The organism is Ruegeria sp. CDSB113, assembly GCF_059611045.1.
On sequence record NZ_JBXWOU010000018.1, the window covers coordinates 47422 to 63251 of the forward strand.

At 58.1% G+C, this 15830-nt stretch carries 16 protein-coding genes; 7 read left to right on the top strand and 9 right to left on the bottom strand.

The genetic code is table 11. The features are described 5' to 3' along the window. Positions 1–129: 129 nt before the first annotated feature. Positions 130–735 carry an OmpW/AlkL family protein gene (locus AC2FIS_RS21640; RefSeq protein WP_109310444.1) on the top strand — a complete coding sequence of 202 codons (606 nt, stop codon included), beginning with the start codon at positions 130–132 and terminating at the stop codon, positions 733–735. 54 nt (positions 736–789) lie between these two features. On the opposite strand, the gene AC2FIS_RS21645 is transcribed toward AC2FIS_RS21640, so the two are convergent. The 3 genes from AC2FIS_RS21645 to AC2FIS_RS21655 form a co-directional block, all read right to left on the bottom strand. Next, positions 790–1953 (bottom strand): isovaleryl-CoA dehydrogenase, encoded by a 1164-nt coding sequence (locus tag AC2FIS_RS21645; protein WP_496775323.1) that lies wholly within the window; start codon positions 1951–1953, stop codon positions 790–792. Positions 1954–2109: 156 nt separating this feature from the next. Then, positions 2110–3300: a DegT/DnrJ/EryC1/StrS family aminotransferase gene (locus tag AC2FIS_RS21650; protein WP_496775325.1), complete on the bottom strand. Its 1191-nt coding sequence runs from the start codon at positions 3298–3300 to the stop codon at positions 2110–2112. A 39-nt stretch (positions 3301–3339) separates the two neighbouring features. Further along, a complete protein-coding gene (locus tag AC2FIS_RS21655; protein ID WP_496775327.1) occupies positions 3340–4011 on the bottom strand; it encodes an HAD-IA family hydrolase in 672 nt (223 codons plus the stop codon). 133 nt (positions 4012–4144) lie between these two features. On the opposite strand from AC2FIS_RS21655, the gene glmU reads away from it, so the two are divergent. Genes glmU through AC2FIS_RS21675 form a run of 4 tightly spaced genes read left to right on the top strand, consistent with a single transcriptional unit; the run spans position 4145 to position 8568 of the window. Continuing rightward, complete coding sequence (gene glmU / locus AC2FIS_RS21660) at positions 4145–5500, top strand: bifunctional UDP-N-acetylglucosamine diphosphorylase/glucosamine-1-phosphate N-acetyltransferase GlmU (protein ID WP_496775329.1); 1356 nt, start codon at positions 4145–4147, stop codon at positions 5498–5500. 3 nt (positions 5501–5503) lie between these two features. Continuing rightward, on the top strand, positions 5504–7327 hold the full coding sequence (gene glmS, locus AC2FIS_RS21665) for a glutamine--fructose-6-phosphate transaminase (isomerizing) (RefSeq protein WP_496775331.1): 1824 nt from the start codon (positions 5504–5506) through the stop codon (positions 7325–7327). A gap of 3 nt (positions 7328–7330) precedes the next feature. Then, positions 7331–7873 (top strand): pyridoxamine 5'-phosphate oxidase family protein, encoded by a 543-nt coding sequence (locus AC2FIS_RS21670; RefSeq protein WP_496775332.1) that lies wholly within the window; start codon positions 7331–7333, stop codon positions 7871–7873. Positions 7874–7881: 8 nt separating this feature from the next. After that, positions 7882–8568: a DNA alkylation repair protein gene (locus AC2FIS_RS21675; protein WP_496775333.1), complete on the top strand. Its 687-nt coding sequence runs from the start codon at positions 7882–7884 to the stop codon at positions 8566–8568. Here AC2FIS_RS21675 and AC2FIS_RS21680 read toward each other — a convergent pair. Continuing rightward, the gene (locus AC2FIS_RS21680; RefSeq protein ID WP_058274375.1) at positions 8556–8972 is read right to left on the bottom strand and encodes a hypothetical protein; all 417 of its coding nucleotides are present in this window, start codon (positions 8970–8972) and stop codon (positions 8556–8558) included. The genes AC2FIS_RS21675 and AC2FIS_RS21680 overlap by 13 nt on opposite strands. Positions 8973–9062: 90 nt before the next feature. Here AC2FIS_RS21680 and moaA point away from each other — a divergent pair, with 90 nt between their 5' ends. Further along, on the top strand, positions 9063–10070 hold the full coding sequence (moaA, locus tag AC2FIS_RS21685) for a GTP 3',8-cyclase MoaA (protein WP_058274374.1): 1008 nt from the start codon (positions 9063–9065) through the stop codon (positions 10068–10070). Position 10071: 1 nt separating this feature from the next. Further along, positions 10072–11370 (top strand): 3-deoxy-D-manno-octulosonic acid transferase, encoded by a 1299-nt coding sequence (locus tag AC2FIS_RS21690; RefSeq protein WP_496775334.1) that lies wholly within the window; start codon positions 10072–10074, stop codon positions 11368–11370. A gap of 81 nt (positions 11371–11451) precedes the next feature. Here AC2FIS_RS21690 and AC2FIS_RS21695 read toward each other — a convergent pair whose 3' ends face one another. The 5 genes from AC2FIS_RS21695 to AC2FIS_RS21715 all read right to left on the bottom strand — a co-directional run. Next, positions 11452–12615, bottom strand: a complete 1164-nt coding sequence (locus AC2FIS_RS21695; protein ID WP_496775336.1) for a M20 aminoacylase family protein — start codon at positions 12613–12615, stop codon at positions 11452–11454. A gap of 48 nt (positions 12616–12663) precedes the next feature. After that, positions 12664–13806, bottom strand: a complete 1143-nt coding sequence (locus AC2FIS_RS21700; protein ID WP_496775337.1) for an MFS transporter — start codon at positions 13804–13806, stop codon at positions 12664–12666. Positions 13807–13876: 70 nt separating this feature from the next. Beyond that, the gene (locus AC2FIS_RS21705; RefSeq protein ID WP_496775339.1) at positions 13877–15154 is read right to left on the bottom strand and encodes a DUF3422 family protein; all 1278 of its coding nucleotides are present in this window, start codon (positions 15152–15154) and stop codon (positions 13877–13879) included. Positions 15155–15261: 107 nt separating this feature from the next. Next, positions 15262–15618 (bottom strand): VOC family protein, encoded by a 357-nt coding sequence (locus tag AC2FIS_RS21710; protein ID WP_496775341.1) that lies wholly within the window; start codon positions 15616–15618, stop codon positions 15262–15264. Positions 15619–15704: 86 nt separating this feature from the next. Beyond that, positions 15705–15830: NAD(P)(+) transhydrogenase (Re/Si-specific) subunit beta (locus AC2FIS_RS21715; protein ID WP_496775345.1), on the bottom strand; the 126-nt coding region annotated here is incomplete at its 5' end.

Consider the following 15830-nt stretch of genomic DNA (forward strand, 5'->3'; position numbering starts at 1 on the left):
TTCCCTTATTTTCAAGGGCCTTACCGGAGAAACCTCCGATGACCCCGTCACACAGATTTGATGCAGATCAGAGTGCGCGGACCGCGCGGCTGTCAATTCAATCTCATCAACTGAACCAAAGGCAAGACCATGACCAACAAACTCGCCGCTTTGACACTTTCCACCGCGCTGGTGGCGCTTGCCGCCCCCGCCTTTGCCCAATCGCAGGGTGATTGGACCGTCGGTGTCGGTGTCGGTTACCTCAACCCCAAGTCCGATAATGGCACGCTGGCCGGACAAAAGGCCGAGATCGACTCGGATACCCGCCCGATCTTCACTGCCGAGTATTTCATCCGTGACAATCTTGGCATCGAACTGCTGGCCGCGACACCGTTCAAGCACACCGTAACCCTTGGCGGAAGCACAGAGGCTGGCACCGTCAAGCACCTGCCGCCCACCTTGTCGCTGAACTATCACTTCCCGACCAACAGCGCATGGAAGCCCTATGTCGGTGCCGGTTTGAACTACACCATCTTCTTTGACGAACAGTCCGCACTGGGTGATCTGAAGGTCGATGACTCTTTCGGCGTCTCGCTGCAGGCCGGTCTGGACTACATGGTCTCGGACAATGGCGCTGTCCGTCTGAACGTACGCTGGTTCGACATCGACACGGACGTCAAGCTGAACGGAACCAAGATCGGCAAAGCCGATATCGATCCCTTCCTTGTCGGCGTATCCTACGTTCATAAGTTCTGATCCTTACAAGGAAAGCGCTTCGCAGTTCCCTCGTCTGCGAAGCGTTTTCTTCTCTCAGCGCATCTCGTTCATCAGTTCCCGACCGATCAGCATCCGGCGGATTTCGCTGGTGCCCGCGCCAATCTCCATCAGCTTGGCATCGCGGAAAATCCGGCTGACCGCCGAGTCGGACAGGAACCCTGCTCCACCCATCGCCTGAACAGCCTGATGCGCCTGCGACATGCCCTGTTCTGAAGCATAAAGACAGCACGCAGCCGCATCCTGACGGGTCACGTCGCCCCGGTCACAGGCTTTGGCGACCTCATAGACATAGGCCCGGGCGGAATTCATCGCGGTATACATATCCGCGATCTTGCCCTGCATCAGTTGGAAGCTGCCGATCGGTTTGCCGAACTGCTTACGCTCGGCCATATAGGGCATGATCTCATCCAGACAGGCCGCCATGATGCCGGTTCCAATTCCGGCCAGAACCACACGTTCGTAGTCCAGCCCGGACATCAGAACGGCGACGCCTTTACCCTCTTCGCCCAAAACGTTTTCGAACGGCACCTCGACATCTTCAAAGATCAGCTCGGCCGTGTTCGAACCGCGCATCCCCAACTTGTCGAAATGGGGCGAGGTCGAGAAGCCCTTCATCTCTTTCTCAATCAGAAACGCGGTGATGCCCTTCGATCCGACCTCCGGGTTGGTCTTGGCATATACGACCAGAGTATCCGCGTCCGGCCCGTTGGTGATCCAGTATTTGTTGCCGTTCAGCCGGTAGTGATCATTGCGTTTTTCAGCACGCAACTTCATCGACACAACATCGGATCCAGCAGACGCCTCGGACATGGCCAACGCACCAACATGTTCGCCCGAGATCAGGCGCGGCAGGTATTTCACCTTCTGCTCGTCATTACCGTTCAGCTTGATCTGATTGACGCACAGGTTCGAATGCGCGCCATAAGACAGAGAGACCGAGGCCGACGCCCGCGCAACCTCTTCCACCGCAACGGTGTGGGCCAGATAGGACATCCCTGACCCACCGTATTCCTCGGACACAGTGATGCCGAGCAAACCCAGATCGCCCATCTCTTTCCAAAGCTCGTTTGGAAATGCGTTCGAGGCATCAATGTCAGCCGCCATCGGCTTGACCCGCTCTTGCGCCCACCGGTGTACCATTTCACGCAGGGCATTCACGTCCTCGCCCAGATCAAATTGCATGGCCGCCGTGAACATAAGCGATCTCCTCTTTCGCATTAATGAACAGTTGTTCAATAAATAGCAGCGAATCTGAATTGGGTCAACGACGGCGTCCCAAAAACAAACCGCCGCCCTGATCGGGGCGGCGGTTTCATACAAATAAAGCGTGTGCCTCACGCGCACTCGATTGGATTACGACTGATACACTGCGCTCACCTCTGCCCGAATGATCCGTGCGATCAGCGCGCAATCCTCAAGCGAAAAGGTCAAGGGAACGCGCATGTCGACGATCCCGGCGAGGATTCGATCACTTTTTGGCATTGGCGCGCTGTCGGCATATCGCCAGCTGTCATAGCGCGATGTAAAGCCGTTCGGCTCGGCCCCGCCGAACCACTTAAGCTCAACCCCCCGGGCCGCGCAGCGCTGGATAACCTCGTTTACCCGCTCTGCCGACCAATCGAGCAGCAGGAACTGGATCGAGGAACCGACAAACGTCTCGGCTTCTGGCCGATCTACAACGCTCAGACCTGGCGTATCGCGCAGGCCTTTTTCGATTTCGAAATAGCGTTCGTTCCAGCGTTCGATCTGCCAATCCAGATCGCGCAATTGCGGGCGCAGAATTGCGGCACGCAGATTATCCATTCGCCCCGAGACATTGGGGGTATGATACTTAATCCGCTCAAACACCTCTGGGCCGGGTGCAGCAAGGTGACGTTCGTACAGCATGTAGGACCCCGACAGCATCGTTGCCTTTGCCGCCAGTTCCTCATCATCGGTGACCAGCAAGCCGCCCTCGCCCGAATTGACGTGTTTGTAGGTCTGGCAGGAATAGCAGCCAATCGCGCCTTGTCGGCCCGAAACCTGCCCATGCCATGCAGCGCCCATTGTGTGGGCGCAATCCTCGATCACCGTGACACCTGCGGCATCGCACATCTGCATCAGCCGATCCATGTCACACAGATGGCCACGCATATGGCTCAGCATTAAAACGCGGGCCTGATCCAGCTTGGTTTCGAGATCGTCCAGATCAATCGTAAGGTCTTCGGTCACACCCACAAAAACGGGGCGCGCACTGACCGAAGCAATAGATCCGGGCACAGGTGCCAGAGTGAACGTGTTCGTCAGCACCGGGTCCCCCGGTTTGACCCCCACGGCCCGCAGTGCCGTTGCCATCGCATAGCCGCCCGAGGACACGGCCAGACAGTATTTGGCACCTGTCTGGGCGGCAAATTCCTGTTCCAGCAGGGCGGTTTCGCCCAATTCGCCAGGTACGACGTTATAACGATGCAGGCGCCCGTGGCGCAGTACGGCCAGCGCGGCCTCAACGGCCTCTTCGGGGATGGGTTCCTGCTGGGTGAAACTGCCAGTGAATATCTCGGTCATAAGAGTGTTCTGGTCCTGCAAAACGTTCGGGTCAAGGGATTACGCGGCCACGCCAATCAACTCTGCAACCAATTCTGGCAAATCATGGAAATGGTGCAGCAGAGCTTCGGGTTCCAGCGCGGCCATATCATCGCCGGACGGGCCGAAGGTAACCAATACCGACGGCACGCCCGCGGCACGGGCCGTATTTCGGTCAGTGTCGGAATCGCCAATCAGTACACATAAATCAGGATGACCACCCGCCCGGCGAGCAGCCTCACGCAGCGGTTCAGGGTCAGGCTTGCGCACCGGCAGCGTGTCTGCACCAACTATAGAGGCAAACAGGTCACGCACGCCCATCTGCGTGAGCAATTGATGGGCCAAGGCTTCAGGCTTATTGGTACAGATGCCAACCCCGTAACCTGCGGACTTCAACATTTCCACTGCGTCCAGCGCGCCAGGATAGAACTGCGTATGCGTGTCGATATCGTCGGAATACGCTTCAAGCAGCATCGGGTAGTAGTCTTGAACCGTTGCATCGTCATAAGCGCCCACCCGTTTCAACCCATGGGTCAGCATCATCCGGCCACCGCGCAGCGCAACGCCCGCATCTTCGCCGTGAACCAACACATCCCCATGCCCCATATGGCGAAAACAGTGGTTGGCGGCGGCCAGCAAATCGCCCGATGTATCGGCCAAGGTCCCGTCCAGATCGAAGATAACCGTACGCATTTTGCCCCCTAATTCGGCGAGACTTCGCCATAAGTGTTGCAAACGGCAATCTTGTTTGATGCCCGAACCGCTTGCGCCTTTAAACTCAGCGGATAAAACGGGCCGCAACAAAACACAAAGAGAAATCGTTTTTATGACCATCGCCCTTGTTATCCTTGCCGCCGGAAAAGGCACCAGGATGAATTCGGATACCCCAAAAGTTTTGCACCCGATTGCCCAAACGCCGATGTTGGTACACGCGATGCGCGCCGGTGCGGTGCTGTCACCCGAACGAACCGTTATTGTCACTGGTCACGGCTCTGAGGAGGTTGCTAAAGCCGCCACTTCCGAGGATGAAGCCGCGCAGATTGTCGTTCAGGAAGAACAGCTTGGAACAGCGCATGCAGTTGCGCAGGCGCGGGATGCACTGGCCGATTTCGATGGCGATGTGATCGTCCTTTACGGCGACACGCCCTTTATCGACCCCAGAACACTGAAGCGTATGATTGAGGCGCGCGCGTCCTTTGATCTGGTCATGCTGGGCTTTGATATTGCCGAAGTTCAGCCCCGCTATGGCCGGTTGATCATGGATGGCGAAAAACTGGTCGAAATCGTTGAATACAAAGACGCAACCGAAGAACAGCGCGCCATTCGCTTTACCAACAGTGGATTACTGGCCTGCAACGCAAAAGTACTGTTCGAATTGATTGGCGCGGTCGGCAACGATAACGCCTCAGGTGAATACTACCTGACCGAAATCGTGGCACTGGCAAATGCGCGCGGTCTGTCGGCAACTGCCATCAAATGCGATGAGGCTGAAACGCTGGGCGTGGACTCCCGTGCTGATCTGGCTGCGGCCGATGCCGAGTTTCAGACCCGTGCGCGCAATGAGTTGTTGGCTTTGGGCGTGACGCTGATGGCCCCCAAAACGGTTTATCTGTCCGCTGACACGATCGTCGGCCGAGACACTGTGATCGAACCCAACGTCGTCTTCGGCCCCGGTGTTACCGTCGAAAGCGGCGCGACGATCCGGGCATTTTCGCATCTGGAAGGGTGTCATGTCAGCCGCGGTGCCATCGTTGGCCCCTATGCGCGTTTGCGCCCTGGTACGGAACTGGCTGAACACACGCGTATCGGCAATTTCGTTGAGGTCAAGAATGCCCAGATCGCCGAAGGTGCCAAGGTCAACCATCTCAGCTATATCGGCGACGCCTCGGTCGGTGCCGCAACCAATATCGGCGCGGGGACGATCACCTGCAATTATGACGGCGTCATGAAACACCAGACGACTATCGGGCAGAACGTCTTTATCGGTTCCAACACTATGCTAGTTGCCCCCGTTTCCGTGGGTGACGGCGCGATGACCGCAACAGGGACGGTGGTCACGCGTGACGTGGAACCGGATGCGCTGGCCGTGGCGCGTGCCAAGCAGGACAACAAGCCCGGCTATGCGCGCAAATTGTTTGAGATGTTGAAGGCGAAGAAGGCTCGCCGCAACAAGGGAGCCTGATTTATGTGTGGAATTGTAGGTGTACTGGGTGAACATGAGGCCGCGCCCACTTTGGTCGAGGCGCTAAAACGGCTTGAGTATCGCGGCTATGACAGCGCCGGAATTGCCACGGTCAATGGTGGCACGCTTGGACGTCGTCGGGCGGTCGGCAAGCTGGTAAACCTGAGCGATCTACTGGTGCACGACCCGCTGCCCGGTAAATCCGGTATTGGTCATACCCGTTGGGCTACCCATGGCGTACCGTCGGTGACCAACGCGCACCCACACCAGGCCGGCCCTGTGGCGGTTGTTCATAATGGTATCGTCGAAAACTATCGTGAGTTGCGGGCAGAACTGGCCGAACATGGCATCGGTTTCGCGACCGAGACGGACACCGAAACCGTCGCCCTGATGACGGAGTATTACCTGAAGACAGGCCTGTCGCCGGTTGAGGCCGCCTTCAAGACCATCGATCGGCTTGTAGGTGCGTTTGCGCTGGCCTTTCTGTTCGACGGTCAGGACGATCTGATCGTCGCCGCGCGCAAGGGATCACCTTTGGCCATCGGTCACGGAGATGGTGAGATGTACGTGGGCTCAGACGCCATTGCGCTGGCCCCGCTTACGGATCGCATCACCTATCTTGAGGAAGGCGACCGGGCTGTTCTGACCCGAACCTCTCTGGAAATCCGCAACGAAGCCGGTGAATTGGCTAATCGCGAGACCCGCCAGATCAAACTGGACCACACACAGACCGAAAAGAACGGCCATAAACACTTCATGGCCAAGGAAATTGCCGAACAACCCATCGTGATTGCCGACGCGATCCGGTCATACCTGCCAAGTGGTGGTGATCAGGTGGTTCTGCCTGGCGCCGATCTGGATTTCACCAAACTGGATCGATTGACCATGGTGGCCTGCGGTACCGCATTTTACGCCTGCCTGACGGCGAAGTACTGGTTCGAGCAATTGGCCCAAATGCCCGTCGAGGTCGATATCGCCAGCGAGTTCCGCTATCGCGAACCTCCGATCACGGGGCGCACGATGGCGCTGTTCGTTAGTCAGTCGGGTGAAACTGCCGACACTCTGGCGGCACTGCGCTATTGCGAAGGCAAGGCGGACAAGATCGTCTCGGTCGTCAACGTCCCCGAAAGTTCGATCGCCCGCGAAAGCGATATCGCCCTGCCCATCCATGCAGGCGTTGAGATCGGCGTGGCTTCGACCAAGGCGTTCACGTGTCAACTGAGCGTTCTGCTGATGATGGCGCTCAAGGCGGCTGCGGATCGTGGTACGCTGAACGACGACGAGCTGGCCGACCACTATGCTGCGCTACGCGGCCTGCCAACGGTGATGAATGCAGCGCTGGATCAGAATCCGGCCATCAAGACGTCCGCACAGCGCCTGTCCGAAGCCCGCGACGTTCTGTTCCTGGGTCGCGGCCTGATGTATCCGCTGGCGATGGAGGGGGCGCTGAAGCTCAAGGAAATCAGCTATATCCACGCCGAAGGTTATGCTTCGGGTGAGCTGAAGCACGGACCAATCGCCCTGATCGACAAGAACATGCCTGTGGTGGTTATGGCCCCGCGCGACGCCGTGTTCGACAAAACGGTGTCGAACATGCAAGAGGTGATGGCGCGCAAGGGTAAGGTTATTCTAGTCTCGGACGATGACGGGATTGCCGAGGCTGAAGATGGCGTCTGGAGCATCATCCGGATGCCGCATGTCCACCCTAGCCTGGCGCCGATCCTCTACTCGGTCCCGGCGCAACTGCTGGCCTATCACACGGCGGTGGCCAAAGGCACGGATGTAGACCAGCCGCGCAACCTGGCAAAATCGGTTACAGTGGAGTGAGACATGGCCAAGCAATTTCCGGAACTGGACGACGGGCAGCGTAAATTCATCGAAGAACAGCACATGTTCTTCGTCGGCACTGCGGCACCCGACGGACGGGTCAACATCTCGCCCAAGGGCATGGATTCGCTACGCGTTCTTGGCCCGAACCGGATTGCCTGGATGAACCTGACCGGCAGCGGCAACGAAACCGCCGGTCATCTGCTTGAAGCGAACCGCATGACGCTGATGTGGTGTTCGTTCACGACCCGCCCCATGATCCTGAGAACCTATGGCACCGCGCGCACGCTGCATGTGGGGGACGATGGCTGGGATGAATTGGCTGGCCTTTTCCCTGATCACCGCAGCGCGCGTCAGATCTATGATCTGGGTATCGATGTGGTCCAGACTTCGTGCGGCTATGCCGTGCCGTTCATGGAATATCAGTCCGAACGCGACACGATGCAGAAATGGGTCGATGGCAAGTCCGACGAGCAGATCCAATCCTACTGGGTTGAAAAGAACCATCAGACCATTGATGGCAAACCCACGCGCACCCGACCCTGAGTTTATTGATGCTTGAAGCCTATCTGGACCAGATCAAAGCCCATTCCGATCCCGAGCGCGCCGAACAAATGGCGGCCTACCACAAGGCCGACCGCACCCATCTGGGCGTGGCAAACCCGATCCTGAATGATCTGACCAAAATCTGGCGACAGGAGTTGGATGTGGCAGCGCGCGTCGAATTGGCAGATGCGTTGTGGCAGGCCAATATCCACGAAGGACGCCTTGCCGCTGCAAAACTGCTGACACAGGCACGCATACGACCTGATGATGCCGTTTGGGACCTGCTGCAAAGCTGGTTACCGGATTTTGATGCCTGGGCTGTGGCGGATCACGCCTGCATGGCGATGCAAAAGCGCCTGTCAGCCGACCCTTCGCGGCTGGATCAGGTGGAAAGCTGGACAAAATCGGACCACATGTGGACCAGGCGCGCGGCGCTGGTGGCGACCCTGCCCTGGACCAAACAGAACCACCCCAAACCGGAAGACCTGCAACGCCGAGACCGCATTCTGGGTTGGGCTGCAGGCTACGTGCCCGATCGCGACTGGTTCATTCAAAAAGCCGTCGCTTGGTGGCTGCGCGAATTGTCCAAGCACGACCCGGACCGGGTCATTGCCTTTTTGACAACACACGGCGACGCGATGAAGCTATTTGCGCGAAAAGAGGCCGGTAAATATCTGAAAGGTCAGTTGGAATAAACTTCCAGCTCAACCAGTTCATCAAATGGCAGCAGCAGGGCCCGCATCGCATCCAGCGAAAGGCGACTGCCGCCCCCGGCTGGCCCGGATGCCGGAATCAGCGTGATATAGGCCTGCGCGCCCGTCCGCGGTACAACCACGCGCCCGGTGAATTCAGTCTCCACCAAAGACGTTTCCAGCCATCGACCAGGTGTTGTGGGATCTCCCAGACCGGCAATCGTGGTTTTTGGACCGAGCCAACCAGTGGCGGCAACGGCAACGGGTTGCGGCTCGACCACCTCTTCTACAACGGCTGGTTCTGCCTCTTCAGGGGGCTTGTCACCACCAAAGACACGATCGGTGGTCGACCGAACGGTGTCACATCCCGCCACCAGAACACAAAAAGCCAAAAGCGCATATCTCATGACGCAAACCTATCGCCCTGCGCGCATCTGTTCCAGCGCAAAGCGCAGTTCGCCCTTGTCGCAGGGCGGTTGCAGCTTTACCTATGTCGCATGACAGCTCCGCTTATCGACCCGTTCGCACGTGCCATCACCTATCTCCGCGTATCCGTCACGGATCGCTGCGATTTCCGCTGCGTCTATTGCATGTCCGAGGACATGACCTTTCTGCCCAAGAAAGACCTACTGACGCTGGAAGAGCTTGACCGCATGTGCTCGACCTTTGTGAACATGGGTGTTGAAAAGTTGCGCATCACCGGCGGCGAGCCACTGGTGCGCCGCAATATCATGACATTTTTCAATTCGATGACCCGACACCTGGACAGCGGCGCACTGAAAGAGCTGACGCTAACCACCAATGGTTCGCAACTGCACCGATTTGCCGATGATCTGTACGCCGCAGGTGTGCGTCGCGTGAACGTATCGCTGGATACGCTGGACGAGGATAAATTTGCCAAGGTCACCCGTTGGGGACGCCTCAAACAGGTTCTTAACGGAATCGACGCCGCGCAGAAAGCGGGTCTGCGGGTCAAGATCAATGCGGTCGCCTTGAAAGGGTTCAATGAACCCGAGTTGCCAAAGATCACTGAATGGTGTGCCGAGCGTGACATGGATCTGACCTGGATTGAGGTCATGCCCATGGGCGATATCGGAAACGAAGACCGCCTGGACCAGTACTGGTCTCTTGAAGATGTGCGCAAGGAATATGAAAAACACTATTCCGTCACGGATCTGGCCGAACGGACTGGTGGACCTGCGCGTTATGTACGGCTTGAGGATACGGGCCAGAAAATCGGCTTTATCACTCCGCTGTCGCATAACTTCTGCGAAAGTTGCAACCGCGTGCGCCTGACCTGCACCGGTGAGCTGTACATGTGCCTTGGGCAAGAGGATATGGCCGACCTGCGCGCCCCGCTGCGCGATCATCCCGACAGTGATAAATCATTGGAAGAGGCAATCAGGTCCGCGATCACCCTCAAGCCCAAAGGGCATGATTTCGACTATTCCCGTCAGGCCGTCGACGGCCAGATGAGCCGCCACATGAGCCACACGGGCGGCTAAAGTGCCAAACAACCCCGACCAGCCAACGCTGCTGTACAAGCTGTATTGCGGCCTGACTTCCGTTGCGGCCCCGCTGGCATGGCGCACGGTTCGCAACAAGCTGCAGACGGCGGGCGTTCCCGAAACGCGCCAGCAGGAACGCCTTGGCCACGCCACGCAAACCCGCCCGGATGGGCAGCTGATCTGGTTCCACGCCGCCAGCGTTGGCGAAACTCTGTCGGTTATCAGTCTCATCAAGCGTCTGGGCGAACGCCTGCCCAAAGCTGAGTTCCTGATTACCTCTGGAACCCCAACTTCGGCCGCGCTGATCGAAAAACGGATGCCACCGCGCGCACGCCATCAGTACCCACCGCTGGACACAGCCGGACCGGTGAAGCGGTTTTGGGATCACTGGCGCCCTGACGCCGGCATTTTCGTCGAAAGTGAAATCTGGCCGCGCCTGATCGTCGAAGCATCTCGACGCGACGTTCCACTGGCGCTGCTTAATGCGCGCCTATCGGATCGCTCGGTCGAGGGATGGAAGAAGCGACCTCAAACCGCGCGATTTATTCTGGACCATTTCACACTGTTCCTAACCCAGAATGACAAGACTGCAGCAAATCTTATCGACATGGGCGCACGCCCCGATCGGGTACAGCCCGGCACCAACCTCAAAGCCATGTCGGACCCGCTGCCGGTCGATCAGGCCACGCTGAGCGATATCCGCGCTCAAATCGCCGACCGCCCGGTCTGGATCGCCAGTTCGACCCATGCAGGTGAGGAAGAAACGGTTCTGGCCGCGCATGCCAAGCTGTTGCAACGCTGGCCTGATCTGCTGCTCCTGCTGATCCCCCGCCATCCCGAACGACGGTCAGAGGTTGCAGATCTGCTCGAGTCAGCCGGGCAGTCTGCCGCCTTCCGCACCAAGGGCGACAAGATCGCGCCGCAGACTCAAGTTTACGTCGCTGACACACTGGGCGAAACCGGCACATGGTACGCATTGTGCCCTATCGTGTTCCTGGGCGGCTCGCTCAAGGAAATCGGCGGTCACAACCCGTTTGAGCCCGCACAGGCTGGTGCTGCTGTGATCACTGGTCCGGGGTACTTCAATTTTGCGGAAACCTTCGCGCCACTGATCGAAAGCGGTGGCGCGACCGAGGTCAATTCCGCTCCGCAACTCGCGGATGCCGTTGCGAATTGGGTGTCAGACGACGCCGTGCTGGACAAAGCGCGGGCTGGCGCGAAATCCTGCGTAAACAACCAGAAATCCGCGTTGGACGATGTGATCAATACTTTGTGCGATACACTCAACCTCGCCTGACGCAGCAAGGGTCCACCTTCATCTGGCCATAAATATCCCGGGGAGCGCGAGGGGCTGGCCCCTCGCCTCCCTATGCCTTCATCAGGCCGCGGGCATCCGTTGTTCCACGATCCCCGCCCACCAGCTGCACCCAGCCGGAATAGCCTCGTCGTTAAAATTGTATTCAGGATGATGCACAGCAGCCGTGTCGCCGTTGCCAACCAGGATGTACGCTCCGGGCCGTTCTTCCAACATAAAGGCAAAGTCCTCACCGCCCATGATCAAGGGCGCCTCGTCACAGTTTCCAGACACCGAGCGCGCGACATCCGCTGCAAAATCGGTCTGCTCGTCGCTGTTTACCATCACCGGATAACCCCGGTAATAGGTCACATCGGCCTGACCACCAAAAGTGGTGGCGATACCTGCGCAGATTTCCTGAACGCGCTTCTCAGCCAAGTCGCGCATTTCCTTGCTCATCGTGCGCACGGTTCCTTTGATCTTCACCGATTGGGGGATCACATTGAACGCATTTGACGACGTCTCAAACGACGTGACCGAGACCACAAGGCGATCAATCGGGTCGGCATTGCGCGATGCAATGGTTTGCAGCGCCAAGACAGCCTGAGCCGCCATCACGGTGGTGTCGACCGTTTCATGAGGCTTGGCGGCGTGCCCGCCTTTGCCTTCGAAAGTGATATCGAACTGATCTGTTGCCGCAAAAAAGGCCCCAGGCCGAATGGCGAAGCTGCCCACCGGACGACCTGGCCAATTGTGCATGCCGTAAACCTCTTGAATGCCCCAGCGGTCCATCATGCCGTCTTCGCACATCTCGCGCCCTCCCCCGCCGCCTTCTTCGGCAGGTTGGAAGATCACAATCACAGTGCCGTCAAAATTGCGCGTCTCGGACAGGTATTTCGCGGCCCCCAACAACATAGCCGTATGCCCGTCATGGCCACAGGCGTGCATCGCGCCGTCGGTTTTTGAGGCATAGTCCAACCCCGTCGCCTCGTGGATCGGCAGCGCATCCATATCCGCCCGCAGCCCGATCACCTTACCGCTTGTGTCCGTCTTGCCCTTGATCACGCCGACAACTCCGGTTCGGCCGACACCTGTCACCACTTCGTCACAGCCAAAGTCCCGCAACCTGTCGGCGACCAAAGCACTGGTGCGGTGGGTGTCGAACAGGATTTCCGGGTTTTCATGAATATCGCGTCGCCACTCGGTGATTTCACCCTGCAACTCGGCGAACCGGTTTTTGATCGGCATGTTGGTCTCCTAACTGTTGGTTTTCCGGCCTGCTGCTCCGCGATGACATCAATCTGTTTCGGCAGGTCGCAACGAACCCGCCAACAGGACAATGAATACGGCCAGCGGCAACAGCGCCGTGAATGCTATGCGCAATGTAAGCATCTCTGCGAGAAACCCAATAAGCGGCGGGCCAATCAACAGGCCTCCGTACCCCAGCGTGGCGACGCTGGCGATCGCCTGCCCCGGTGGCACATTGGGATCACTTGCCGCCCGGCTGAACGCCAACGGCATGATCACCGCGTATCCGACCCCCATCATCGCAAAACCTGCCAATGCCAGTCCTGCCTCAGCAGCGGACACAACACAGAAAACACCCAAAGCGGCGCAAGCCCCGCCAAATCGCGCTGTCGCCACCGGTCCAAACCGCGCAATGACAAACCCGCCTGCCAAGCGAAAGGCAACCATAGCCACCGAGAACACCGCATAGCCCAAGGCCGCAGTGCTTTCGGCGGCGTCGGTCACGTCCCGTAGGAAAATCGCACTCCAGTCCGCCACTGCACCTTCCCCCAAAGCTCCGCACAGAGCGGTGAAGCCCACAAGGATCAATGCGCCTGAAGGCAATGCAAAAACCTTGCCTCCGGACACGGCCGCGCGGCGCGATGTCCAGCGTACCCATGACGATGCCAATGCCAGCCCAACGACGATCCCGCCCGCCAGCAAGAAATGTTGGATCACCGTCAGCCCCACTTGCACCGCGGCAAATCCGCTGAGGGCACCCAATCCTGCCCCAAGGCTCCACATCGCGTGGAAGGATGACATCACGGGTTTTTTGTACGCCTGCTCGACCTCCGCCGCCCAGGCGTTCATCGCCACATCCATCGAGCCGTGGAAAGCCCCGAATACAAACAAAAAAGCCGCAAGCGACCAGAAGCTACCCGCGAGGGCCAGAAGGATCAAAGAAACCGTATAGAGAACGGCAATGTACCGCGTCAGAACCACCGCGCCGAACCTGTCGGTCAGCCGGCCCGTGATCGGAAAGGAACACACCGCGCCCGCCGCCATGAACAACAGGCCATATCCCAGTGTCTCATGCGTTAGGTCCAGTTTGTCCCGGACCGCTGGAATGCGCGATGCCCAGATGCCGAACAGTGCGCCATTCAATATGAACATGGCGGCCACGGCCCGCCACGCCGACACGATTCCAATCACAGAGAATTCCTCGACCCAAGTGTCAAACGCGTTTGTTGTACAACTCGCAGGTCCAAAGGCAAATACGGATCTACTCCAACCGCTTTCGAATCCTGCGAACGGCAAACCATACCGCCAAGACAACCGGAATCGTCACTGCTGCGCTTAACATCCCTTTACTGATCCCGGCACCCGTCAGGGGGTAGAGCAGATAGCTGGCCAGCGATACGGCGTAATAGCTGATCGCGACCACGGAAAGCCCCTCGACCGTGTGCTGCAGACGCAGTGCCAGATCCGCGCGGCGATCCATGCTTTCCAACAGGGCCTGGTTCTGTGCGCTTCGCTCAACATCTACGCGGGTTCGCAGCAGTTCCCCTGCACGGATGGCCCGATCTGAAAGAGCTTGCAGGCGACGTTCCGTGGATTTCACCGTACGGATCGCCGGGTCGTATCGGCGCATCATAAAGTCCGCAAAGTTCTGACCGCCTTCAAAACGCTCTTCGCGCAGGACCTCAATCCGCTGATTTACGATGGCCTCATAGGCACCCGTGGCTCCGAACCGGAACGAACACTGCGCAGCAAGAGTTTCCAGTTCAATCGAGGTTGACAGCAAGTCCTGAAGCAACTCGTCGGGCTGGGCAGAATTGTCGGTCATCTGCCCCATCAGGCGCGTCAGCTTTTCATCCAGCTTTCCGATGCGAGGCATCAGCTGTTTGACCCGCGCAAAACCCAGCATGGACATTGCCTTGTAGGTCTCGATCTCACACAAACGCTGGACGATCCGTCCCGTCCTGCGCCGACCGGTTCCATTCGCGACAAACAGCGCAAACCGCATGTGCCCTGCCGGATCGATACGAAAATCACTTGCACAAACAGCTGCGTCATCCAGCACCCGAGCAACAGCCAGGCTTTCTGGTTCGAACCAATCCAGCAGCTTGGATTTGATCACCTCGTCGCCTTCGCGTTCGACAACACGCACCATGGCCGACGTGACCCTCTGACCGGGGCTGGCCATCAACCAGTCGGGGGGAAAAACTTCAAAATCAGCCGGGTTGAACGCACGCTCGCTGACGTTCTGGGCGATGGCCGTATAGGTCACGAACTCGGTATGTTGTTCCCACTTCAACCAATGGCGGCCGATTTGTCCGGCATAGTGCGTGGCGTCCGGCTGCGGATGCTGTGCCCCGTGGCGGTCGAGAAGATCGATCAAGTGATCCAGATCTTCGCGGCGATCCCGTGCGACGGCCGCAACAGATTTCTTGATCGCCAGAAAGACCACTGTACAGGGCATCGCCGCCACCGGAAACGGACGGGCGTGCAATTCATTAGCCAGCGCATAGCGCAGCGGATGGTCATCTATCGGCGTCATCTTGGGCTCCGTTTCGTCCGAGGCACTATACGACACCTATAAATTTCATCAATTCTCTTTTTATTTCATATACTTACAAGGATACTACGGTATACAAACCCGCTATCTCATTGATTTGGCTGCCACAGCTCGATCGGGTTGCCCTCCGGGTCATGGATACGCGCGAACTTGCCAACCTCACTGTCCCACTCTGCGTTGGTTTCAACCTTGATCCCTGCGGCTTCAAGCTGCGCAATCATGGCGGCCAGATCATCGACACGAAAATTGATCATCCACTGCTGCTCGGATCTTCCGAAGTACGCGGTGTCCTGCGCAAACGGGGCAAAGACCGTGTAACCCTCGCGCTGTTTCCATGGCTCCGGGATATAGTGATTTACGCCCAGATGCTTTTCATACCACGCGCTCAGGACCTCTGGATCGCGGGCGCGAAAGAACACGCCGCCTATGCCGTTCACTTTTTCCATCGGGCACCTCCTTTTCAATTTAGAGTACACTAAAAACAGAAAAGGCGCCCGCTGGGGCGCCTTTCCGAAAGTTATCCTGACCCGTTTCAGTCGATCATAGGCAGTAGTTTGTCGAGGCTTGCCTTTGCATCGCCATAGAACATGCGGGTGTTTTCTTTGAAGAACAGCGGGTTTTCGATGCCCGAGTACCCGGTGCCCTGGCCGCGTTTGGA